General features: G+C 60.6%; 20 protein-coding genes and 4 pseudogenes. 18 read left to right on the top strand and 6 right to left on the bottom strand.

Annotated elements, in window-relative coordinates; genetic code table 11:
- The first annotated feature begins 16 nt into the window (after nt 1-16).
- From ntrB to BLU17_RS22695, 8 genes and pseudogenes are all read left to right on the top strand, one after another.
- The gene (gene ntrB / locus BLU17_RS22665; protein ID WP_092001586.1) at nt 17-886 is read left to right on the top strand and encodes a nitrate ABC transporter permease; all 870 of its coding nucleotides are present in this window, start codon (nt 17-19) and stop codon (nt 884-886) included.
- Complete coding sequence (locus BLU17_RS22670; RefSeq protein ID WP_092001589.1) at nt 876-1,805, top strand: ABC transporter ATP-binding protein; 930 nt, start codon at nt 876-878, stop codon at nt 1,803-1,805. The genes ntrB and BLU17_RS22670 overlap by 11 nt, the downstream gene beginning before the upstream one ends.
- Nucleotides 1,806-1,840: 35 nt before the next feature.
- Nucleotides 1,841-2,290, top strand: a complete 450-nt coding sequence (gene cynS, locus BLU17_RS22675; RefSeq protein WP_092001592.1) for a cyanase — start codon at nt 1,841-1,843, stop codon at nt 2,288-2,290.
- Nucleotides 2,291-2,470: 180 nt separating this feature from the next.
- Nucleotides 2,471-3,226: pseudogene (locus BLU17_RS34730) on the top strand (MCP four helix bundle domain-containing protein); the annotation flags it as partial.
- Entirely contained in the window at nt 3,218-4,006 is a 789-nt protein-coding gene (locus BLU17_RS34735; protein WP_483874361.1) for a methyl-accepting chemotaxis protein, read from the top strand. The pseudogene BLU17_RS34730 and the gene BLU17_RS34735, both read left to right, overlap by 9 nt.
- Nucleotides 4,007-4,255: 249 nt before the next feature.
- A complete protein-coding gene (locus BLU17_RS22685) occupies nt 4,256-5,398 on the top strand; it encodes a porin (protein WP_092001598.1) in 1,143 nt (380 codons plus the stop codon).
- Between the two features lie 203 nt (nt 5,399-5,601).
- Entirely contained in the window at nt 5,602-6,150 is a 549-nt protein-coding gene (locus tag BLU17_RS22690; RefSeq protein ID WP_092001601.1) for an aspartate carbamoyltransferase, read from the top strand.
- A gap of 319 nt (nt 6,151-6,469) precedes the next feature.
- Nucleotides 6,470-6,967, top strand: a complete 498-nt coding sequence (locus BLU17_RS22695) for a hypothetical protein (protein ID WP_092001604.1) — start codon at nt 6,470-6,472, stop codon at nt 6,965-6,967.
- Nucleotides 6,968-7,246: 279 nt separating this feature from the next.
- On the opposite strand, the gene BLU17_RS22700 is transcribed toward BLU17_RS22695, so the two are convergent.
- Nucleotides 7,247-7,621, bottom strand: coding sequence for a VOC family protein (locus BLU17_RS22700; RefSeq protein ID WP_092001607.1), 375 nt, complete (start codon nt 7,619-7,621; stop codon nt 7,247-7,249).
- Nucleotides 7,622-7,655: 34 nt separating this feature from the next.
- Nucleotides 7,656-8,378, bottom strand: a complete 723-nt coding sequence (locus BLU17_RS22705) for a helix-turn-helix transcriptional regulator (RefSeq protein ID WP_092001610.1) — start codon at nt 8,376-8,378, stop codon at nt 7,656-7,658.
- Nucleotides 8,379-8,565: 187 nt separating this feature from the next.
- On the opposite strand from BLU17_RS22705, the pseudogene BLU17_RS22710 reads away from it, so the two are divergent.
- Nucleotides 8,566-9,441, top strand: a pseudogene (locus tag BLU17_RS22710) (IS110 family RNA-guided transposase); the annotation flags it as partial.
- Between the two features lie 173 nt (nt 9,442-9,614).
- On the opposite strand, the pseudogene BLU17_RS22715 reads toward BLU17_RS22710, so the two are convergent.
- Nucleotides 9,615-10,708, bottom strand: a pseudogene (locus tag BLU17_RS22715) (IS5 family transposase).
- 98 nt (nt 10,709-10,806) lie between these two features.
- Complete coding sequence (locus BLU17_RS22720) at nt 10,807-11,787, bottom strand: AraC family transcriptional regulator (protein WP_092001617.1); 981 nt, start codon at nt 11,785-11,787, stop codon at nt 10,807-10,809.
- Nucleotides 11,788-11,916: 129 nt separating this feature from the next.
- Here BLU17_RS22720 and BLU17_RS22725 point away from each other — a divergent pair, with 129 nt between their 5' ends.
- The 6 genes from BLU17_RS22725 to BLU17_RS22750 all read left to right on the top strand — a co-directional run bounded on the left by BLU17_RS22725 (nt 11,917) and on the right by BLU17_RS22750 (nt 16,632).
- Entirely contained in the window at nt 11,917-12,852 is a 936-nt protein-coding gene (locus BLU17_RS22725) for an alpha/beta fold hydrolase (protein WP_092001620.1), read from the top strand.
- 59 nt (nt 12,853-12,911) lie between these two features.
- The gene (locus BLU17_RS22730; protein WP_092001623.1) at nt 12,912-13,919 is read left to right on the top strand and encodes an SDR family NAD(P)-dependent oxidoreductase; all 1,008 of its coding nucleotides are present in this window, start codon (nt 12,912-12,914) and stop codon (nt 13,917-13,919) included.
- Nucleotides 13,920-14,213: 294 nt separating this feature from the next.
- Nucleotides 14,214-14,747 carry an SDR family NAD(P)-dependent oxidoreductase gene (locus tag BLU17_RS22735; RefSeq protein WP_092001626.1) on the top strand — a complete coding sequence of 178 codons (534 nt, stop codon included), beginning with the start codon at nt 14,214-14,216 and terminating at the stop codon, nt 14,745-14,747.
- Nucleotide 14,748: 1 nt separating this feature from the next.
- A complete protein-coding gene (locus tag BLU17_RS34595; protein WP_176929172.1) occupies nt 14,749-14,841 on the top strand; it encodes an SDR family oxidoreductase in 93 nt (30 codons plus the stop codon).
- 73 nt (nt 14,842-14,914) lie between these two features.
- Nucleotides 14,915-15,358, top strand: coding sequence for a VOC family protein (locus tag BLU17_RS22745; RefSeq protein ID WP_092001631.1), 444 nt, complete (start codon nt 14,915-14,917; stop codon nt 15,356-15,358).
- 206 nt (nt 15,359-15,564) lie between these two features.
- Nucleotides 15,565-16,632, top strand: a complete 1,068-nt coding sequence (locus BLU17_RS22750; RefSeq protein ID WP_092001634.1) for an aldo/keto reductase — start codon at nt 15,565-15,567, stop codon at nt 16,630-16,632.
- A 96-nt stretch (nt 16,633-16,728) separates the two neighbouring features.
- Here BLU17_RS22750 and BLU17_RS32585 read toward each other — a convergent pair whose 3' ends face one another.
- Nucleotides 16,729-16,965 (bottom strand): hypothetical protein, encoded by a 237-nt coding sequence (locus tag BLU17_RS32585; RefSeq protein WP_143189320.1) that lies wholly within the window; start codon nt 16,963-16,965, stop codon nt 16,729-16,731.
- 62 nt (nt 16,966-17,027) lie between these two features.
- On the opposite strand from BLU17_RS32585, the gene BLU17_RS22755 reads away from it, so the two are divergent.
- Together BLU17_RS22755 and BLU17_RS22760 are read left to right on the top strand one after the other, a co-directional pair.
- Nucleotides 17,028-18,194 carry an MFS transporter gene (locus BLU17_RS22755; RefSeq protein ID WP_092001637.1) on the top strand — a complete coding sequence of 389 codons (1,167 nt, stop codon included), beginning with the start codon at nt 17,028-17,030 and terminating at the stop codon, nt 18,192-18,194.
- Between the two features lie 1,028 nt (nt 18,195-19,222).
- Entirely contained in the window at nt 19,223-20,593 is a 1,371-nt protein-coding gene (locus tag BLU17_RS22760; protein WP_092001640.1) for an MmgE/PrpD family protein, read from the top strand.
- A 135-nt stretch (nt 20,594-20,728) separates the two neighbouring features.
- Here BLU17_RS22760 and BLU17_RS22765 read toward each other — a convergent pair whose 3' ends face one another.
- Nucleotides 20,729-21,790 (bottom strand): LacI family DNA-binding transcriptional regulator, encoded by a 1,062-nt coding sequence (locus BLU17_RS22765; protein WP_092001643.1) that lies wholly within the window; start codon nt 21,788-21,790, stop codon nt 20,729-20,731.
- Between the two features lie 230 nt (nt 21,791-22,020).
- On the opposite strand from BLU17_RS22765, the pseudogene BLU17_RS22770 reads away from it, so the two are divergent.
- Nucleotides 22,021-22,163: pseudogene (locus BLU17_RS22770) on the top strand (electron transfer flavoprotein subunit beta/FixA family protein); the annotation flags it as partial.

The raw sequence follows: 22,163 nt of genomic DNA on the forward strand, positions 1-22,163 counted from the left end.
ATTCGAGGGATATGAAATGAAGTCTTCCATCCGTTTGCAAGCCGCGCTCGTGTCGCTTTTCATGGTGGCGATTGTGCTCGTCTGCTGGCAGTTCGCGACGACGGCGGGCAACGAGGCCCGGCAGGCGCCGATGACGCCCGAGCAGAAGGAATACGCGCTGCTGATGGGGCAGGCGAGCGGCGACCAGCCGGCCGCGCAGAAAGGCGACGGCTTTCCGACGCCGGCTCAGTTCTTTTCCGTCGCCGCCGAAAACCTCGCGCATCCGTTCTACGACCATGGACCGAACGACAAGGGCATCGGCATTCAGCTGGCCCATTCGCTGATACGCGTTGCGGGCGGCTATCTGCTCGCCGTGGCCGTTTCGATTCCGCTGGGTTTTCTGATCGGCATGTCGCCGCTGCTGTATCGGGCGTTCGATCCGTTCATCCAGTTGCTCAAGCCGATCTCTCCGCTGGCGTGGATGCCGATCGCGCTGTACACGATCAAGGACGCGTCGATTTCCGCGATCTTCGTGATCTTCATCTGCTCGCTGTGGCCGATGCTGATCAACACCGCGTTCGGGGTCGCCAACGTGCGGCGCGAGTGGCTGAACGTCGCCCGCACGCTCGAAGTCTCGCCGCTACGCAAGGCCCTGCAGATCGTGCTGCCGGCCGCCGCGCCCACCATCATCACGGGCATGCGCATCTCGATGGGGATCGCATGGCTCGTGATCGTGGCGGCCGAAATGCTGGTCGGCGGCACCGGCGTTGGATATTTTCTCTGGAATCAGTGGAACAACCTTTCGCTGACGAACGTGTTGTTCGCAGTCCTCGTGATCGGCGTGGTGGGCATGCTGCTGGACCAGTTCTTCGTTTACCTGCAAAAGAAGGTGACCTATGCAGAGTAATGACAATCGCGGCGCGAGCGGCGGCGCGTTCATCGAGGTCGACGACCTGTCGAAACGGTATCGTGCCGACCTGCCTCCGGTTTTCGAGGAGGTGACTTTCCGCATTGAGCGCGGCGAGTTCATTTGCGTGATCGGCCACTCCGGATGCGGGAAAAGCACGATTCTCAACGTTCTCGCCGGCCTCGAACAGGCAAGCGGCGGCGCCGCCGTGATGGGCGGGCGGGAGATCGCCGGCCCGAGCCTCGATCGCGGCGTGGTGTTTCAGGGCCACGCGCTGCTGCCCTGGCTCACCGCAAGGCAGAACGTCGAATTCGCCGTGCGCTCGCGCTATACGGACTGGACGCGCCAGCAGGTCGAGGAATGCGCCGGCCGCTTTCTCGACATGGTCGGGCTCACGCGCGCGATCGACAAGAAGCCGTCTGAGCTTTCCGGCGGGATGCGCCAGCGCGTCGGCATTGCCCGCGCGTTTTCCGTTGCGCCGAAGATGCTGTTGATGGACGAGCCGTTCGGCGCGCTCGACGCGCTGACGCGCGGCGTCATTCAGGACGAGCTGCTGCGCATCTGCCTCGCGACGCACCAGACCGTGTTCATGATCACGCACGACGTGGACGAAGCGATCCTGCTGGCCGACCGCATCTTCCTGATGAGCAACGGCCCGCGCGCGCGGCTGGCGGAAATCGTCGTGAATACGATGCCGCGCGACCGGACGAGGGAAACGCTCATCCACGATCCGCAGTTTTACCGGATCCGCAATTACCTGATCGATTTCCTCGTGAGACGGTCCGCCACGATCCAGCAGGATATCGAGCAGGGCCGGGACGCGCACCGAACGACGCAGATCGTTCGTCCGGGTCTCGCCCAGGACAACGTCACGGAGTTCGAACAGGGCCGCGCACTTCGTGCAGGCATGACGGCTTAATTTTTCCAGTGGTAGTTTTTTCGAGGATAGTCAACATGATTTCGAGTCGCGCGCAAGTTACCGAAATGATCGTTTCGGCGAAGGTTCGCAAGGGCATCAAGTGGGCCGATGTCGCCAAAAAAGTTGGGATGGCGAAGGAGTGGACGACGGCCGCCTGTCTCGGGCAAATGCAGCTGGACCAGAAGCAGGCAGCCATCGTCGGCGAAATCTTCGAGCTGTCCGACGAGGCCGTCGCGTGGTTGCAGATCGTGCCGTACAAGGGCTCGCTGCCGACCGCCGTGCCGACGGATCCGCTGATCTATCGCTGGTACGAACTGGTGAGCGTGTACGGCACCACCATTAAAGAGCTGATTCACGAGGAGTTCGGCGACGGCATCATGAGCGCGATCGACTTTTCGATGGACATCCAGCGCGAGCCGGATCCGAAGGGCGACCGCGTCAACGTGGTGCTTTCCGGAAAATTCCTGCCGTACAAGTCCTACTGAGCGGCGCGAAGAACGAGCGAGGGTGTCCGCCGGGGCCGTCTTCGGCCCCGTCTTGCTGACTGCGGTTCCGTTCGCGCCATGCGCGCGATGGGGCAAACGTTGTTGTGCGAGCCGCGGTAGCGGCCGGCGCACGCCCGGCTTACGTGAAAGGCCAAGGCTTTGAAAAACATAATCAACAATATGGGAATCGGGGTCCGTCTCGGTACGGGGTTTTTTGTCGTCCTCTTCCTGATGGTGATGATCGTCGCCGTCGGCGTGTATCAGCTCGTTCGCATCGAGCACGACACGCAGCTGCTCGTCGAAAGCGACTTCAACAGCGCAACCGCGGCGCATGCCATCGACAAGCGCACTCAGATGAATGCGCGCTATTCGCTGCAACTGATCCTGACGCACGACGATGCATCCGTGAAAGTGCTTCTCGACCGGATCGCCGCCAACCAGAAAGAGAACGCGGCATTTCTCAACGCGATCGGGAATGCCGATCGTTCCGCGTCGGCGCAGCAGTTGCTGAGCACGCTGCGCGAACGCCGGAACGTGTTGATGGCCGCGCTCGCCAGGGTCAGTGCCGCAATCGCGCAGCACGACCAGGACGCCGCGCTGAAGGTCACGATGGAAAAGACGATTCCGGCGCTGGCCGCGTTGAGCGACACGAGCGATCAGCTGGTCGCGCTCGAAAAGTCGCATGCGGACCTGCGCAGCCATGCGGTGGTCGGCGAAATCCGCTCGTCCGTCTATTTCATGCTGGCGCTCGGCGCGCTGACGTTGATACTCGGCGCGGCCTTGTCGATCCTGCTCACGCGCACCATCACGCGTCCGATCATTCAGGCGGTGGACGTGGCGAAAGTCGTGGCGTCGGGGGACCTGTCCGTCAACATCGCCGCGAAGACCCGCGACGAGACCGGACAACTGCTTCGCTCGCTCGACGGCATGAGCGGAAGCCTCAGGGACATCGTGGCCCAGGTGCGCTCCGGCACGAGCGCCATTGCGACGGCCGCGACGCAGCTCGCGTCGGGCAATACGGACCTGTCGTCCCGCACCGAGGAGCAGGCTGCGTCGCTCGAACAGACGGCGGCGGCAATGAAGGAGTTCGCGGCAACGGTCGGGCGGAATTCGGACAGCGCGGAACGCGCGAGCCAACTCGCCCGCAAGGCGGCGGCGGAAGCCAAACGCGGCGGGGACGCCGTGGAGCGCGTCACGTTGACCATGCGCGGAATATCGAACAGTTCCGAGACGGTCGGCAGCATCGTGGAAGTGATCGAAGGCATCGCGTTCCAGACGAACATTCTCGCGCTCAATGCGGCGGTGGAGGCGGCGCGCGCGGGCGAGCAGGGCCGCGGATTCGCCGTTGTCGCAGGCGAGGTGCGCGCGCTGGCCCAGCGAAGCGCAAGCTCGGCCAAGGAAATCAAGGCGCTCATTTCGGAATCCTCCGCGCGTGTGCGCGAAGGCGCGCAACTGGTCGAGGGCGCGGGCGAGATCATCAACGGCATCGTGCGCTCGGTCAGGGATGTGGCGACCATCACCGAAGAAATTACGCTGGCCTCCACCGAGCAGCTGACCGGGATTCAGGAGATGAACCAGGCCGTGTCGCAGATGGATCACGTCACGCAGCACAACGCGGCCCTCGTCGAGCAGTCGGCTGCCGCGACGAGTGCGCTGGCATCGCAGGCGCACACGCTTCTGGAAGCGGTCGGATTCTTCCGCGTACGCGCGGCGTGAGCGCATTCCACATTGGCATTGGCATGGCGAACGTGCGGATGAACGCGCTCACACAATGTTCGACATTGATCGGCAATGTCGACATTGCCATGCGGACGGGCGCTTTAAAAAAACGCCAATGCGGGAATAAATCCATCGAATCAACGCGCTCTAAATTAAAACGGTTTTGGCACGCGAGTTGCCTGTCCAGACATAAGCCGCCGCGACGACGGCGGCAATCCATTGCCTTTTAAACCTGGGGAAAAACGCATGAAAATAAAACTGGCTGCGCTCGCGCTGTGCGGCGTGTTCGCCGTTTCGGCGAAGGCGCAAAGCAGCGTCACGCTCTACGGGTCGCTCGATGCCGGCCTGCTCTATCTGAACAACGCCGGCGGCCATAGCGTGTGGCAGCAATATAACGGCGCGCTGTCGAATACCTATTTTGGCCTGCGCGGCGCCGAGGATCTCGGCGGCGGGTATCGCGCCATTTTCCGCCTTCAGTCCGCTTTCTCCATCAGTAACGGCGCGTTTTCGCGCAACGAATCGTTGTTCAATCGCCAGGCGTTCGTCGGTGTGCAGAACGACGGTTACGGCACGCTGACGCTCGGCCGCCAGTTCGATTCCGTCGTTGATTACCTCGCGCCGTTGTCCATCGCGGGAAGCGGAGCGGGCGTCAACCTGGGCTTGCATCCGCTGGACAACGACAACCTCAGCAATCAACGCTCCGTCGCCAACACGGTCAAGTTCGAGAGCGCGAACTATGCGGGATTCCATTTCGGCGGGCTCTACGGCTTCAGCAACGACCCCGGCCAGTTCGACAATGGCCGCGCGTGGAGCGTGGGCGCGGCCTATTCGACCGGGCCGCTGAAGGTGGCGGCCGCCTACGACCAGTCGAACAACAATCCGTCGGGCCTGAACCAGTCCGGCGCGGCTGTCGACGATCCGCTTCCGGCAGGCGTGCATCGCGTGTTCGGGGTGGGCGCGAGCTATGCGATCGGGCAAGGCACGTTCGGCGTGCTGTGGACGCACACGCAGCTGGAAAACAGCTATTTCGCGAGCAAGGCCCGTCCGCTCGATGCCCGCTTCGACAACATCGAGGTGAACGGCAACTGGAAGCTCACGCCGGCGCTCGCGCTCTTCGGCGACTACACGTTCACGTTCGGCAAGACGAGCGGGTCGGGCACGACGTCGAGCACGCCGAAATGGCATTCGGTGCTGCTCGGCACGGACTATTCGCTGAGCAAGCGCACGGACGTCTATCTCGTCGGCGTGTATCAGCATGCGTCCGGCAGCCTCTACAATGACGGGCGAGGCAACGTCATCAACAACGCCACGTCGATCGGCGGCCTGTTTGCGGCATCGTCGACGCCGAACCAGATCGGCGCGGCGGCCGGCGTGCGGCATCGCTTCTAGGCGGCACGGGCAGCACCGGCCGGGTACCATGGACCCGGCCGCGGGTGAGCGCCGGAAGGCGGCACCGGATGCCGGCTTGCCGCGGTTCGCCCGCGATTCGGCCACGATTCGGGCACGCGACGAACGCCAGCAGGCTGCGCCATCTGCGGCGTTGCGCCATGACCGGCGCTCGAGCGCGAGCGCGCTTTCGAACGGGGAACGCGATGAAAAACCTGTCAGCTACCGTGATCATGGCGTCGGCCGCATTCCTGCCTGCCGCAGCGCTTCTTTCGCCGCCCGCGAGGGCCGACGTCGCGGCTCGCCAGCAGGCGGTCGCGCAACGCGGCGCGCGGGTGATGCCGTTCTCCGTCGCCGCCACCACGCACATCTTCACGAAGACCGCCGACGGCGGGGTTCAGCAGGTCGTCACGAAGCGCCACGACCCGAAGCAGGTCACGCTTATCCGCCGGCATCTGGCGGCGATCGCCCGGCAGTTCTCGGCGGGCGATTTCGCGGCGCCGGCACACATCCACGGCAACGACATGCCCGGCCTCGCGGCGCTGCGTGCCGCGCAGCCGGGCGAACTGTCGATTCGCTATCGCGACCTGCCCGATGGCGGTGAGATCGTCTATCGCTCGGACGAGCCTCGCCTCGTCGCCGCGCTGCACCAGTGGTTCGACGCACAGCTGTCGGATCACGGCCATGACGCGATGGCAGGGCACGATCCCGCCATGATGCATCGCGATGCGGCGGGCGCTTCGCCGGCGCAATAAACCGCGCGTGCGATGACGGCGCGGCGGACACCTAAAGTTTCCCGCCCGGCCTGACGTTAATGCCGACGTTGCGATAGTGCGAGCGTCGCCGCAGCCACGGCCGCGTCGCTTTACGGCCGTCTTTCACGGTCGCATTTCACGGCCACATTTCACGGCCATCTTTACCGGCCCTGCGCGGCCCGTACAACACCGCGTGCTATCAACGGTCATCGAATCGGCGAGCATCGTCGTCATCAGCCTGCTTTTCGGCATCGCGCTGCTGGTCGCGTGGTAGGACTTCGAGCTCGATTTCCACGTCGCGCTATGGGCGCTGTCGTTCATGGCGGCGGCGGTCGGACACGGCCTGCGGATCAGCGGCGGCATCTGGAAGTCGTGGCAGGAGCTGTTCGCGATGCTCGCCTGTCATGCGTGGGTCGCGGGCTTCGCGTTTCTCGCATGGGGTTTTCGCCGGCGCGCGCGCAAGCACGCTTTCGGCGTGTGGATCGTGTGGGCGTTGTCGTTCCTGCTGCTCGTCTGGGCATGGACGAGCCACAGTCTCGACTGCCGCACGGACTCGCGGATCATGACGGCCACCGCCGACGCCGCGCTGGTCGCGCTAATCGTCGCCACGCTCGCGCACGCGCGCCCAGGCGCCGACATATCGGATCAGGCGTTCATCGCGGTGCTGTCGATCGGCACCCCGACCGGCATGATCGGCACGGGCATTCTGACGCTGCTCATCGTGTCGGCAGACCTTGCGCACGGGAACGGAATTCGTTGGACCGAGCGTCCCCTAAAATCAAAGAGTTGCCAACGAATTCGGTCACGCGACAGATGACGCGGGACCAAATAAATTGGACTCGCCGGATTTAAGACCGAAATTGTTGGATTTGCCGGAGTGTTAGAGCGACCTGCGTCGTGCCACTGCGAAAGGCTGCGCGAGCAGCAAGGGTGTTGCATCGACCGGTTGAATCCGCACCCCATTGCGGCCGTTCAAATTTCGGCGACCGACGTCTGCTTAGCGGCTAATTGTTGTTGATGGCCTCGGTGCGCATACCTTCACTCAGGCGTGTATCGATGTGTGCCGCAAATCTTTTCTTCCTGCAGCTCGGCTTTCTCAACGCCCGGGTCGAGAAAAAATATTGACGAGATTCCTATCCGGGTCGCGCAGCAGGAGCGAGCGATTGCCCCAAGGCATCAATGTCGTCGGCATCACGATGGTTGCACCGGAAGCTTTCATCCGTTCGAACACCACGTCCACGTCCTCCACTTCGAACTCCAGGATTGCCGATTGATTGGCTGCGGCAGTAGCAGCTCCGACATTGAAAAGCTTGATCAGGTTCTCAGATGAAATCGCGAGCGTCGAGCTCACGAATCGCATTTCGGCAAACCCATCGGCCAGCCGTACAGCTTCGATCCCGGAAAGCCTCTGATAGAACTCGACAAGCCGTTCGATATCCGAGGTAACCAATCTAACCGATGCAAGCTTCATTTTCAGCTCCTTTTGCTGGAAAAAGAGCTTCAGTCTAATGTGAGATGCTGTCAGATTCTGGCAGTATCGTGCGACTGGCGACCTGGTTGAATTTGCGCCACTCTCGAAGCAGTATGGAGCGCCTCCTTGGGTAGCGCTCCGGCTTTTGCTCGACGCTCAAGATCCGATCCGAACGAAAATTTCGAAAACCAGTTCGAAGTTCGCACCAACACATCAGCACTCGTGCCTGATCGAAATACACCAGCGCAAAGGGCCAAACAACGCGTCGCGATTGAATTCCGCTGCGGTCCACGTAAGTAATTTCGAGCTTTTGCTCTGCACGGACCGCGGCACGAAGCAGGTCCGGCGAGATTGTGTGAGCGGGTCTTGTCAACGGCGCGCCGACCAGCAGCGAAGATTCCTGAAGCTCACGACATAGTTCAGCGGGCAGTACAGCGGCTATCTTTGCAAGCGTGCTTAGCGCGCCGGCCGAAAGCGCCTTGTCACCACGATCGGCCACCCAGCGCATGCCAAGCACCAAGGCATCGAGTTCCTCTGAGCGGAACATGATGGGTGGAAGCATGAAGCCGGGCTTCATCACGTAGCCAATGCCTGGCTCGCCTTCGATCATCGCTCCCTGAGCCTGCAAACTACCGATGTCCCGATATAGCGTGCGGATGCTCACGCCGAGCTCATCAGCGAGAATTTGGCCGCTCACGGGGCGTCGATAACGACCTAACACTTGAAGGAGTTGAAGGAGACGTTCGGCACGGGACATACGTGAATCCTGATATCGACACTGAAGGAAATCAAAGACGCGATCCGTTACTTCAGACCGAATGCAATTGATGCGCTCCGGCAGCTATTGCATTGAAAATCATCTAGCGGGCCTCCTCCACCGCTCTGCCGGGCGACGGGGTTAAAGTGAGTTTGCCAACAGCGCTTTAACCGGAAGGAGGTCCATCATGAACTATAGCGGCATTGACCTGCATTCGAACAATAGTGTGGTGAGCGTGATCGACGAAACGGACCGCGTGGTCGCCGAGAAGCGGCTACCGAACGAGCTGGCCAGGATCCTGACGTTCCTTGCCCCGTGGCAGGCCGAGCTGGCTGGCGTCGTAATCGAATCGACGTATAACTGGTACTGGCTTGTCGACGGCCTGCAGGCGGCCGGCTTCGTGGTGCATCTGGCCAACACCACCGCGATCAGGAAGTACGACGGGCTCAAGCACAGTGGTGATGAGACCGACGCGCGCTACCTGGCTCACCTGTTGCGCCTGGGGATACTCCCGACAGGGACCATCCTGCCACCACAACAGCGTGCTGTCCGTGATCTTGCGAGGAAGCGCATGCAGCTCGTGCGAAGCCGCACGACCCACATTCTCGCGGTGGAGAACATCACGGCACGCCAGTTCGGCAAGCGAATCACGAGCCATCAGGTCATCCGACTCGACGAAGAAGCCATCAAACAAATGCGCCTGCCAGAGGACGTTGAGCTCGCGCTTCGGGCCAACGTCGCGGTCATCACGACGCTCTCCGCGCAGATCGCTATCGTGGAAAAGCGTCTTCAGGAAAAGGTCGCGCCAGACGCGCACTACGACCTGCTGACCACAGTGCCGGGCATCGGCCAAACGCTTGCAACTGTCATTCTTCTGGAGGTGGGCACCATCGAGCGCTTCGCCAGCGCCGGTAACTTCGCTTCCTATGCGCGATGCGTGGACAGCCAGCGTATAAGCAACGGCAAGAAGAAAGGCGAAGGCAACACAGAGAATGGCAACCCATATCTGTCCCGGGCGTTCATCGAGGCGGCCAACTTTGCGCTGCGCTTTAGCGCTGAAGCCATCTAACATGCTCTAGCAGGCTGTTGAAAAGCACTGCGCCTTGACTTCCGATGCGCTATTTAAAAGGATCGCGCGTGCAATCGATCGCTGATTTTCAGACGAATCGTCGCGAGTGCCCGACTGGCGAACGGAGCAACTTGCGTGCTGCCACGCAAGAGCCGCGTTTGCGCGGCTCATCGTGTTGCTCCCGCTGATACTGCCGTCAGTATTCGCGCCATTGGGTCAAGTTGCTTGCCAGCATTGTCAGTTTGAAGTGCTGGTCCACCCGTTTGATACCGCGATACACGGTCTGCCGAATCTTTCCGACGGTCTTGCCCCATCCGAAATGCTCTTCGATACGTTTGCGCTTGACCTGGCTGATGCCGTAACCGGCGTGCCGCGAGGTTCGACCATCAATGGCACTGCCGCCCCAGCGCTCATCATGACGCGCAACGTGGGGCGTCACTTTGCGCGCCCGGCAATCGCGAACGAAGTCACGCGTGTCATACGCCTTGTCGGCTCCGAGCGTTTTGGCATGACGCCCCGGAACGCAATCGAGCAGACGCAACGCACTCGCGCGTTCGGCAAAACCATCAGCGTGGCTGACGAGCGCACCGACCACCAGACCCGAGCGGTTCTCCATCAGCACATGCCCGTGGTAACACAGGATAGCCGGAGAACCACTGCTCTTCCTGAACAGGCGGGCATCGGGATCCGTGCCCGATTCGTGCGTGTCGTTGCTGCGGCGCCTTCCTTTCCGGTCAGCCTCGGCATTGCGCCCGCCTCCCGCCGGCGGATCGTGCGGGCCGTCCTTCGGCCGGAAACGCTTGTGGCTAGCCCACGCCTGAATCAGCGTGCCGTCAACCGAGAAGTGCTCGCGCGAAAGCAGGCCTTGCCGGTCCGCCAGGCTCATGACTTCCGTAAAGAACGTTTCAACCACTTCGTGCTCCAGCAACCGGTCACGGTTCTTCGAGAACACCGAGTGATCCCATACCGTGTCCTCGATGGCCAGTCCGACGAACCAGCGAAACAGCAGGTTGTAACGCATCTGTTCCATCAACATCCGCTCGCTGCGCACCGAATAAAATACCTGCAGCAGCAAGGCTCGCAGCAGTTTCTCCGGCGCGATCGACGCGCGACCGCTGTCCGCATAGATCACGCTGAACAACCCGTTGAGCCGCTTCAGCGCCTGATTTACCAGTAGCCGGACCGGCCGCAACGGATGATCGGCCGGCACGAAGTCCTCCAGCTTTACTGTCGTGAACAGCGGTTCCTGCATCTCGTCCATTCCACGCATCGCACTCGTCCGACAAAGGCCATGAACACAATATCTCTAACGCATTGCCCCAAACACCCGCTTACACCGTTACGAAGATCAACAGCCTGCTAGAACTCACGCGTATCTGCTTTACCAGTCATCCGTGGTCCCTCGCTTTCTTCCCGAGCCGTTCTCCTGTACTGACCAGGCGCAACCGCCATCACGCGCTTGAATGCATTGCTGAAGGCACTGTCCGAGGTGTACCCGACCGAGGCCGCGGCTTCGGAGATCGAGGCACCTGCTCGAAGCTCGTGGCTCGCCAGATACATTCGCCATTGGGTCAGATAGGCGAGTGGTGGAACGCCCATCATCTCGCGGAATCGAACGGCAAGCGATGTTCTCGACATCCCTGCTTTTTTTGCGAGTTCTTCCAGGCCCCAGTTCCGGGCGGGTTCGCCATGGATGCTGCTGAGCACGACGGCCAGTCGTTGGTCGCCGAAGCCTTTCAGCCAGCCCTCATCGCCATCGGACGCCTGCGCCAGATAGGCCCGCAATGTCTGAATGAATAGCAGTTGCGCCAGCCCCGAGATGACGATGGATCGGCCCGGTCGTCGGCCTTTCATTTCCGCAACCAGTTGTTTGAGCAACCAGGCGAGAGGCTCGGCTTCGTCCGTGTTTCCGCGGACATGAATAAGTGGCGGCAGCCCCTTCAAGAGCAGCGTTTGCCGATCTGCGTCGATTTTTACTGTGCCGCCCAGCATCGTGAAGTCGCAGCCGTGGCCCAACTGATATTGGTTGTCGGCGTCGCGAACGACTGGCGTGGTTGTTGCTCCAGGAATTAAACGCGCAGCGCTGGCCAGGGTCAGCGTGCGGGTGCCGTTTGTGATCAGGACATCGCCAGCCTCGACCGGTGCCGGCTCGGACATGCCATCGATCGAGTACCAGCAGCGCCCCTCTGTCACCGCGCAAAACTTGATCGCATCCAGATTGGCGAAGCGGCGCGCCCAGGTGCCGCCCGCTACGACCCGGCCGGACAAATCGCACTGTGCCTGGAGGAAGTCCAGCAGATCCGATAGGGGGTCGGCTAACGTAATTGAACTTTCGCGCATAAAAAATGAACTGACACGTCTTCTTCGTACACGTTGGACAGCCTACCATGCGATGAGCTAATTCGTTTTCACAGGCAGGACAGCCGCCGTCCACACGGCGCTCCGCCTGGCGGGACTCCAGGAGGGAACGTGAAGGAATGCAACGTCACTGCAAATGACGTATCGCTGCATGTAACCGAATGTGGCGCAGGGCCGGCGGTACTTTTCTGTCACGGTTTTCCTGACACATGGCGTAGCTGGCGTCGTCAGATGGAAGCGGTTTCGGGTGCGGGCTATCGCGCGATCGCACTGGACACCCGAGGCTATGGCGAGAGCACCGGTCCTGACGAGGCATCCGCCTATACGGCATTCAATATCGTCGGCGACCTTGTTGCCGTTCTGGACGCCTTGGCTTGCGAGACGGCGACGCTTGTCGGTCATGACTTCGGCGCTGTCGCGGCGTGGACCGCAGCCCTTATCAGACCCGATCGGTTCCGCGCGGTCTTCGGCGTGAGCGTGCCGCCGTTTGAATTTGGGGGCGGGAATTTTCTGACGGATTTACGGGAAAAAGGTCTGCACGATTTCTATATGTTCCGGCAGATGCGGCCCGAAGCCGACAGCGAGTGGGCCGAGGCCAGGAAAACACTGCCGGCCGCTTTCTACTGGACGTCCGGGGAAACGCCGGAAGAAACGCGCTGGCACCCGATGGACACCAACCGCGGCTTGCTTCGGCCAGCGCCATCCGAATTGCCGGGCTTCGTGAATCCCGCCGACTTCGCCGTCATGGTCAGTCAATTCGAGCGAAATGGATTCCACCGACCCCTCAACTACTATCGCGCGCTCGGGTGGTATCTCGACATGACGTCGGCATTCTCCGGTTGCAGGATTCAGATCCCGTCTTTTTTTCTGGTCGGTGCAGCGGACGGCTTGAACGCGCTGCATCCCGTCACGCAGGAAGTCCTGGGAAACGTCCTCGCGGACCTGCGAGGGTTGATTGAACTGCCGGAAGTCGGCCACTGGCCGCAACTTGAAGCGGCGGGAGACACGAGCGCCGCCCTGCTCGGCTTTTTAGATTCAATCCATTAGGAGAGCTGTATATCACACACACCAGAGATAAATCTGATTCAAGAAAAGGAGAGGTAACCATGAGCACAATCCAGGCACCCATCGGTTCGGGTTTCAGCCGCGCTTCCACGACGGTCGACGTCATCAAGGGTATCGATCTGACCGGCAAGGTCGCCATCGTCACGGGCGGCTATTCGGGCCTCGGCCTCGAAGCTGCACGCACGCTCGCGTCGGCCGGCGCACGTGTCATCGTGCCGGCGCGTGACGTCGAGCGCGCGCGCAAGGCTATCGCCGGAGTCGGCGGCGGCATGGAGGTCCAGTCGATGGATCTCACCGATCCTCTCTCGATCGACAATTTCGCACGCGATTTCGTCGAAACCGGCCTGCCGCTTCACCTGCTCATCAACAACGCCGGCATCATGGCGCTGCCCGAACTGAAGCGCGATGCGCAGGGCAATGAGCTCCAGCTCTCCACCAACCACCTCGGCCATTTCCGCCTGGCCCTGCGGCTCTGGCCGGCGCTCAAGCGGGCCGGCGGCGCGCGCGCCGTGTCCGTTTCGTCCGCCGGGCATCGTTTCTCGCCGGTCGTGTTCGACGACATCAATTTCGAGCGCCGCGACTATGAGCCGTTCAAGGCCTACGGCCAGTCGAAGACGGCGAATATCCTCTTCGCCGTCGGTCTCGATCAGCGTGGCAGGAACGATGGCATTCGCGCGTTCGCGCTCCATCCGGGCGGCATCGCGGGGACGAATCTCGGCACGCACGTCGGGGTGGAAATGCTGAAGAAGACCGGGTTCGTCGACGAGAACAACCGGCCGGTTGTCGACCTGAGCCGTGACCTGAAATCGGTGCCGCAGGGCGCAGCCACTCATGTCTGGTGCGCGGTCAGTCCGCAGCTCGAAGGTAAAGGTGGTGTGTTCTGTGCCGATTCGGACATCACGCCCGTGCTGCCTGATGGCAATTCTCCAGATCTTTCCACCGAAGATCGCACCAATCGCGGCACCGGTGTCCAAGCCTATGCGATCGACCCAGAAGCGGCCGACAGGCTTTGGCGCATGAGCGAGGAAATCACTGGCGTTTCTATCTGACGTGTCGCGCGGGCGACGACGTTGCGCCAGCCTTTCGATACCGCCATTCACTGAAGAAAGTAGCGAGGTGAAAGCGGGGTGCCTCGGTATCCCGGCGCTGGTTGTGACGGAACTGGGTGCATCACGCCTGCACGACTGACGCTCTCCTGGGTGCTCGCGCAACGTTTGGGGATCGTTCCGCAAAGCCTCGCTGCCTGGAGGAAAACCGCCAGGCAGCGGCCATATGGAGTAGTCAGAGTATGACGAAAGAATTCACCGGGAAAACGGCACTCGTCACCGGTGGTGGGCCGAACGATGGCAACGCTCCGCGAAGTCGTTGCGGAGATCGAAGCGTCAGGCGGCTATGCACGGGCCGTCGTCTGCGACGTTTCCGACGAAGCATTCGTTCGTCACGCAGTGGCCGCTGCGATCGGCGATGCCGGACGTCTTGATTTTGGCGTGAACAGTGCGGGTGTGAGTGGGGGCGATGACCTTCGCCCCACAGCCGACTATGCAACCGGGACGTTCGACCGGATCGTTGCGATAGATCTGCGTGGCACGTTCCTGTCCATGAAATACGAACTCGAACAGATGGCAAGTCAGGGCTTTGGCTCGATTGTCAATCTGGCGTCGGGCGCTGGCCTGGTGAGTGTGCCCGGATTTTCCGGTTACACGGCGGCCAAACATGGTGTCATTGGCTTGACCAGGACGGCCGCGCTCGATTACGGATCACTGGGCATCCGGGTCAATGCCATCGCGGCCGGTCTGGTGGCCACGCCGCTCGTTGCGACGGGGCGGTCTGCACGGATTGCCGCCCATCCGCTCGGCACGCATTGCGCAACCCGATGAAATGGCTGAAGCCGTCGTCTGGCTGTGCTCGGACAGATCCAGTTTCGTGACAGGGACGGCTCTTCCGGTCGATGGTGGTTACACCGCGCGCTGAGAGCGGTCGGCAAAAATAGGCGACTTACTTTCTGGTAAAGGCCGACGCAGACATATGAAAAGGTTGAGGGTAAATGGCTGATTTTCAATTCAGGCACATAGCGCTTTCGGTCGGCGATCTTTCGAAGCAGAGAGACTTTTATGCGTCGGCATTTGGCTTCGTCGAAGAGATTGCCAGCATTGAGTTGCCGGAGATGAAGACGCGTTTGATTATTCTCCGCAACGGCGCGGGCGCAGAAATCGAACTTGTCGAATGCGCGGAGTCAGTCGCACCGCCGCGCGTCGGGTTGAACGAGGTCGCTCGTCGCCGCGGGTACTTTGCCTGGGCCCTGGCCGTCAACGATCTTGAAGGCGCGTTCGAGACAGCGGTTTCGTCTGGTGCTGTTGCTGTATCCGCACCGGGCGATGCCGGTCGGCCGGGTGTTCGCTTCGCCTATCTGCAGGACCCGGAGGGGAATTTTATCGAATTGCTTCAGTTTCGTGAGGCTGGCGTGTCTGAGCGGGCATGTTCGACGTAGTAAACGAAGTGGCGACCATGAGTTTGGAACGATTGCGCAAATAAAACGAACTCACAAGCATTAACGGTTCAATTCGCCCGCTGTACTGTGTCTACTTGATGGATCGACTCGATCCCGGTGTCATCGACCGTTTCGCCTGGCGATGTGTCCGCCGAGTTGCACAGCGTGCGCGCATCGACCGAATTCACTGCGACAGGAAAACCAGCATGCCTCTCAATCATTTTGTCACGCTCGGCCGTTCCGGCCTGCGCGTCAGCCCGTACTGCCTCGGCACCATGACCTTCGGCGAGGACTTCGGTTGGGGCGCCAGCCCCGAAGAGTCGTTCGCGATGTTCGACGAGTACCGGAATCGCGGCGGCAACTTCGTGGATACGGCCAACGTCTACACCTTCGGCCATTCCGAACGGATCGTCGGCGACTATCTCAGGCAGAACAAAGTCCGCCGCGATGAGCTCGTGCTCAGCACGAAGTTCTACTGCAATCTGTTCCCGGGCGATCCGAACGGCGGCGGGGCCGGCCGCAAGGCGCTCATCCAGCAGTGCGAAGCCTCGCTGAGCCGGCTTCAGACCGATTACATCGACATCTACTGGCTGCACAACTGGGACCAGACGGCACCGGTCGAGGAAACCCTGCGCGGTCTTGACGATCTCGTCACCGCCGGCAAGATCCGTTACGTCGGCTTCTCGGACATCCCCGCCTGGAAAACGGCCGAGGCGCAGACCATCGCGCTCTTTCGCGGATGGTCGCCGATCATCGCGCTGCAGCTCGAATACTCGCTGCTGGAGCGCACCAGCGAGGGCGAACTGTTTCCGATGGCGCGGTCGATGGGCATGGGCATCATGCCGTGGTCGCCGCTCAAGAGCGGTTTCCTGAGCGGCAAGTTCCGGCGCGGCGCCCAGGGCCACGTCGATACCACGCGCGCCAATATGGTCGGGGTACCGGGCGAGGCAGACTACAACGTCATCGAAGCCGTCGTGGAGGTTGCGTCGGAACTCGGCGTCAGCCCCGCGTCGGTGGCGCTGGCCTGGGTGCGCTCACAGGCCGGCGTGACGTCCACGCTGATCGGTGCGCGGCGGCTCGATCAACTCAAGAGCAATCTCGATTCGCTCGAAGTCACGCTGTCCGCCGAACAGATCGGCAAGCTCAGCGTCGTTTCGAGGCCGAAGCTGAATTTCCCGGCCGAGAACAACGACACCCTGGCGCCGATGCTCGCTTTCGCGGGCATGACGGTTGACGGAAAAACCGTGCGGTCATTCGAGCGGCTCTCTGCCTGACCAGAACGAAGCAGGTTCGTTGCGCTCGCCACGAACCTGTCGCGGCCCGACTTCGCACACACGGTTCGTGCGTCTTCAATCGACGACAAAATGACTTCACGGAAAGCTGTTCGACAACAAGACCGCATTCATCGCGGGCAGCGGCATGGGCAAGGGCGTCACGCCAGAGCAACTGGCGCTGGCCTGGGTGCTGAAACGATATCCGTGAATCGTTCCGGTTCCCGGTACCAGGAAACCGTCGCACCTGGACGAGAACATTGCGGCCGCGGCGATTTCGCTGGAAGCGGACGAACTCAGGACGATCGAATCGGTTGCCGCAGCGGCGCTGATCAAAGACGATCGTTACTACGCGTCCGAAATAGAAAACCTGAATCGTTGATCGTTTTTTCCCATAAATGAAGCAGGATCGCCAGTCAGATTCATTGACCCGAGGTGTCGCCGGTCTCACGGCGGGCGTCGCGGCCATCGGTGCGGAAGCACTCGTCATGTCTCCGGTACTCGAAGACATCAGCGCAAGCCTGGGCGCGTCGCCCGGAACGATCGGCGTCGCCGTGGCCGCTTATGGCTTCGCGCTGACAGTCGCTTCGCCATTGTTCGCACTGTTCGGGCACAAGCTCGATCGCTTGACACTGATGCTGTCGGGCCTCGCGCTGTTCGTGCTGGCGACGGCCGGGTGTGGCCTTGCACAGGGGCCTGCGTCGCTCGTCGGTGCGCGCGTCGCCTGCGGCATTGCCGCTGGCGCGTACCTGCCGGCCTGTTACGCGTTCGTGGGCGATGCCATTCCGTATGAACGCCGGGCCAGGGTCATGGGGCGCATCATGTTCGGATGGTCGCTGTCTCTGGTAATTGGCGTGCCGCTCGGGGGCCTGGTCGGGCAACTGCTAGGCTGGCGGTTTGCTTTTTTTGCCGTGGCGCTCGTGGGGTTGGCTGCGTTCCTGATGATTGCCGGTTTCAGAAAAGGGACGCAGCAGTCGAGCGCAACCGGATCTGTCGGAGGGGCAGTGCGATGGCCTCTGCCTCGGCCCGTCTGGGCCGTGTTCGGCATCACTTTTTTCAACATGCTCGGCTTCTACGGCGTCTACACCTACCTGGGAACTGCAGTGCGGAATGCGCAGCATGTCGGGAGCGCAGGCGCCGCCGCATACGTGCTCTGCTACGGGCTGGGCCTCGCATGCAGCACGCTGCGCGGCGATCTGCTTGATCGGCTCGGCAAGGTACGTCTGCTGGCCGTCGCGTTACTGCTGCTGTGTCCGCTGCTGGCCTCGCAGGCCATTGCTGTTTCTCATCCGGCTCTGCTGGCGCCCGCGATGTTCGTCTGGGGCGTTTTGCAAGGCGTGGTGTTGACCGGTATTTCGACCGTGCTGACGCAGCAGGCCGGCGCGACGAAGGGCATGGCAACGGCGCTGAACAGTTCGCTGACTTATCTGGCCGTGGCAATGGGCGCGACGCTCGGTGGCATTGCTCTCGAACGAGGGCCGGGCTTTGCCGGTATCTGTTTCGTCGCTGCGGGGGCCAGTCTCTTGTCCTGGATGCTTTTGCGTGCATCGAGGATTTCAGCGTGAATCTGCTTCGCTTACTCGCGGCACTACGCGCCGGGGATGCAATTGCTGCTGTGAGTCTCATGGAAGCGCACGTCAGGGAATGCCGTGACCGGCTTCTGAAAGCCTTGCGAGAGGGGGCCGTAGTTTCCGTGCGCGCGGGGCGTTGGTTACTTGGATACGAAGGCACCACAAGCCAATCCACTGAGCTCGTCATATTCAGGGCGATTTGCTGAACTGTGCTCACAGATGTACGAGGTACTGCTGGCTGGCCGTGCTGTTCACTGACGGGTGCCTGCATCAAGCTATCGATTAAATCGGCCCAGCGCTGCAGCAGCTTACGTCGCTCATCTAGCAGTAGCGCGCGATTGTAAACACGGCTTACCGTGGAACCGACGCTATGTGCTAAGCAGAGTTCGATTACCTCTTGCCAGTACTCTGGCGGCGATAACGGAGCAGCCACGTTTTGCTTCCGTCCGGACAGATGCATAAGGCAAGCCCGTCCCGTCAGAGAGTAGGTAAGGGCGCTCGCGCGGTTTGGCGACGCGAAATACGACTTCGGACTTTGGTTCGGCGCGTTTGGGCATCGCTCGGCATCTCGATTCCGTGTATACGCAAAAATCGTGGATGCAATCGGTATATGACGGCTGCCCGCGGAAACAAAAAACCCCGTAAGACTTTGATCTTACGGGGTTTCTCGAACTACTTCGACTCTTGCCGGAACATCTCTTGGTGCATGAAGGCGGCCGCTGGGCGCGGAGCGCAAGCTGCTCGCCATCGCTGTACGGTTGGTTTCGATGCAACGGATGGGCAAGAATTTCACGTTGCGAGAGATCTGTTGATGAAGGGCTTGGTCGGTTGCCAAGAACGGTGAATCGTTCTTGATATTGTAACCATTCGTAGTTTTGTCGCATCCTCTGGCTCGTGCCCAATAAAAATGAAACGTTATATTGACGCAAGCAGCTAGAAGGATTATTTTGATAAAAGAGACCTGCTCCCGAACCTGTCTGGAGACGTGGGGTCCTGTCGCACTTGGATGCTAAGGAGGCAATGTGGATGGCTTGACGAAACAAGTAGGGGCTTTTGCTTCATCGGTCGGGAAACGTGATATTCCGGCCGATTGTATGGAGGGTGCCCGGATCGGAATAACCGACTGTATAAGTGTCCTGCTTGCAGGCAGCAAGGAGGAGGCACCCGCCATAGTGGGCGCCTTGCTGGAGCCATCCGCGAAAGACGACGCGGTTCCGCATATTCCTTCTGGCCGAAAATTCTCTGTTGGCGACGCTGCGCTGTTGAATGGTGTGTCCGCGCATGTCCTGGATTATGACGACGTCGCTCTCGCTGGGCATCCGAGTGTGGTCCTGACGCCAGCCATCCTGGCCGAAGGCTGGGCGCTCAACAAAAGCGGGGCAGAAGTGCTGGCCGCTTATGTTGCCGGATACGAAGTATGGGCGCTGCTTTACGATCTGGAGCCGGGCTCCCTGCATGAGCTTGGGTTTCATCCGACGGCAGTTAACGGCACGCTGGCGTGCGCTGCCGCCTGTGCAAGCCTTCGCGGCCTCTCGAAGGAGCAGGCGTCGCATGCGGTTGCGATAAGCGCGTCACTTGCGAGCGGAATGGTGGCGAATTTCGGCTCAATGACCAAATCTCTGCAGACCGCCCGCGCGGCGCAATCTGGAGTACTTGCTGCGAGGCTGGCGTCTGCGGGCTATACAGCTTCGCTGGACGTGCTCGAGCATCGCACGGGTTATGTGAGAGCGCACTCGCCCTCGCGAGCCCCTCGACTGGATATCGAGGACTTCCGGCTGGGTATCGATTGGCGTTTGCCGAAATACGGTGTGCATATCAAGCGCTACCCGCTCTGCTATGCGACGCATCGCTCGATTGATGCTGCGCTCGAACTGGTGAAAGAGAACGATATTGCGCCGGCAGACATCAGGGAAATTCACGTGCATACCGGCGAAACACAGTATCTGATGCTCAGAAATCACTTTCCGCAGACCGGCCTGGAGGCGAAGTTCAGTATGGAGTTTGCGATGGCTTCGGCGGTGGTTGCCAAACGTGTGGGGCTTGGTGAGCTTACGGATGAGTTTGTTACGTCTGGGCCCGTCCGTGCGGTAATGCAGAAGGTCCGTTGCACCACAACTACCGAGGTTGTGACGGACTGGGACCAGCCATTTGCGCCAGCCGACACAGTTTCGATTACTCTCGCGTCGGGCAGGGTCCTAACGAGTGAGCCGGTCGCGCGGCCCAAGGGAAGTTGGCAGCGACGTATGACACAAGCCGAATTGCAGGACAAATTTGTCGACTGTGCAAGTCGCGTGCTGCCGAAGCAACAGGCGATTGCTCTGTTCGCCCAGTTGTCAGGGCTTGGCGGGTTGGCATCGATTAGAGACCTGTCGATGTTTGTCGTACAAGGCTGATACGCTGTCTACTGTGCGGACCAGATAAGCGCCCGGCTGCGCCGGGCGCGAGGCGCGCCCACTTGTTACCTGTGAATCACTTTTGGGTATCCTGCCTTGATCTGGTGGTCACAGTATTGGGCTATGGCGGTGATGCTACCTCAATACGGCACAAGACCGTCGAAGCACGATTTCGGTTGGGACCACGATATGTTTTGGTTCGGTCCGCGGTTGTCCGTCGGCCTGTGCGCGGATGCGCGTGATCAGTAGTTCGGCCGCATCGCGACCCATTGCTTCGAGATTCCACCGGACAGTGGTAATCGGCGGAGAGGCGAGTTCGGCCAGATCTGTATCGCCAACTGCGATGATGGATACGTCCCTTGGGATCTGAAGTCCCCTATATGCGCAGGCGCGTAGCGTGCCGGCCAGCATAAGATTTCCGCCCATAATGATCGCGGTAGGTGGATTGCTGATCTGCATGAGGGACTGTACTGCATGATAGGCGTACTCGGCTGTCATTTCCTCGAGTCGAAGCAATTCGGGATCGAACTGTACACCTGCATTTTTGAATGCTTCGACGAACCCCCGGTAGCGTTCACGACCAGGTCGAATCTTCGATTGGCCGGCCACGAGGCCAATGCGGACGTGTCCGATGGAAAGAAGATATTCCACCGCCTGTTTGATGCCGTCCGCCTGGTTTGAGACAACGTAGTCGCACGTTTCAGGCAGCAGTTCTCGCTCGATGAGCACTGTCGGAGTGCGGCTTGTGCGCACCATCTCCCAGATTCTCTCGTCGTATTCGTCGGAAGGGCAATACAGCAGACCATCCACCCTTCTCTGCATAAGTAAGGGGAACAGTTCGAGATCGCGATCGGGGTCTCCACCACTGTTGGACAGAATAAATGCATAGCCGTGTTTTCTCAGTGCGGCTTCTGCTCCTTTCGCGACTGCGACGAACAGTGGGTTGCTCATGTCCGGCAGAATGCAGCCGATCATTTTCGTAGATGCCGTCCTCATGCTTTGAGCGACGGCATTCGGTTGCCAGCCGATCTTTGCGATTGCCGCTTCAACCCGCTGCCGAATGTATGGCTTGACCGCCGGGTGCTTGTTGACGACACGAGAAACGGTCCCGATCGAAACATCAGCCTCTTTCGCAACCTCACGCATCGTAACGGTTGAGGCCTGCTTCGGGCCGCGGGTGCTGTCTATCTTGGGCATCGCCAGATTCCGGTTGTTGTGGTTCTGAAGGTGACGAATCGATAACCTTTCATGGTCAGTACGATCCGTAAATGGCTGGTGTAAAAGGATACTACGGGGTAATTTTTTTGCAAAAAATGAAACGTTTTATTGACGATGTATGGTGGGCGGCGTAGAGTCGGACTCCTCGGAACCAGGTGCGAGTGAATGAGGTCGTTCAACTGGATTGGGTGGTAACGCGGAGACTGCTGGTGAAAATTATCGTGGCTGTAAAGAGAGTGGTGGACTACAACGTGAAAGTCCGTGTGAAGTCGGACGGCACGGGCGTCGACATCGCCAACGTGAAGATGTCGATGAACCCGTTCGACGAAATCGCCGTGGAAGAAGCAGTGCG

This window comes from Paraburkholderia lycopersici, from assembly GCF_900096975.1.
Lineage (GTDB): Bacteria > Pseudomonadota > Gammaproteobacteria > Burkholderiales > Burkholderiaceae > Paraburkholderia > Paraburkholderia lycopersici.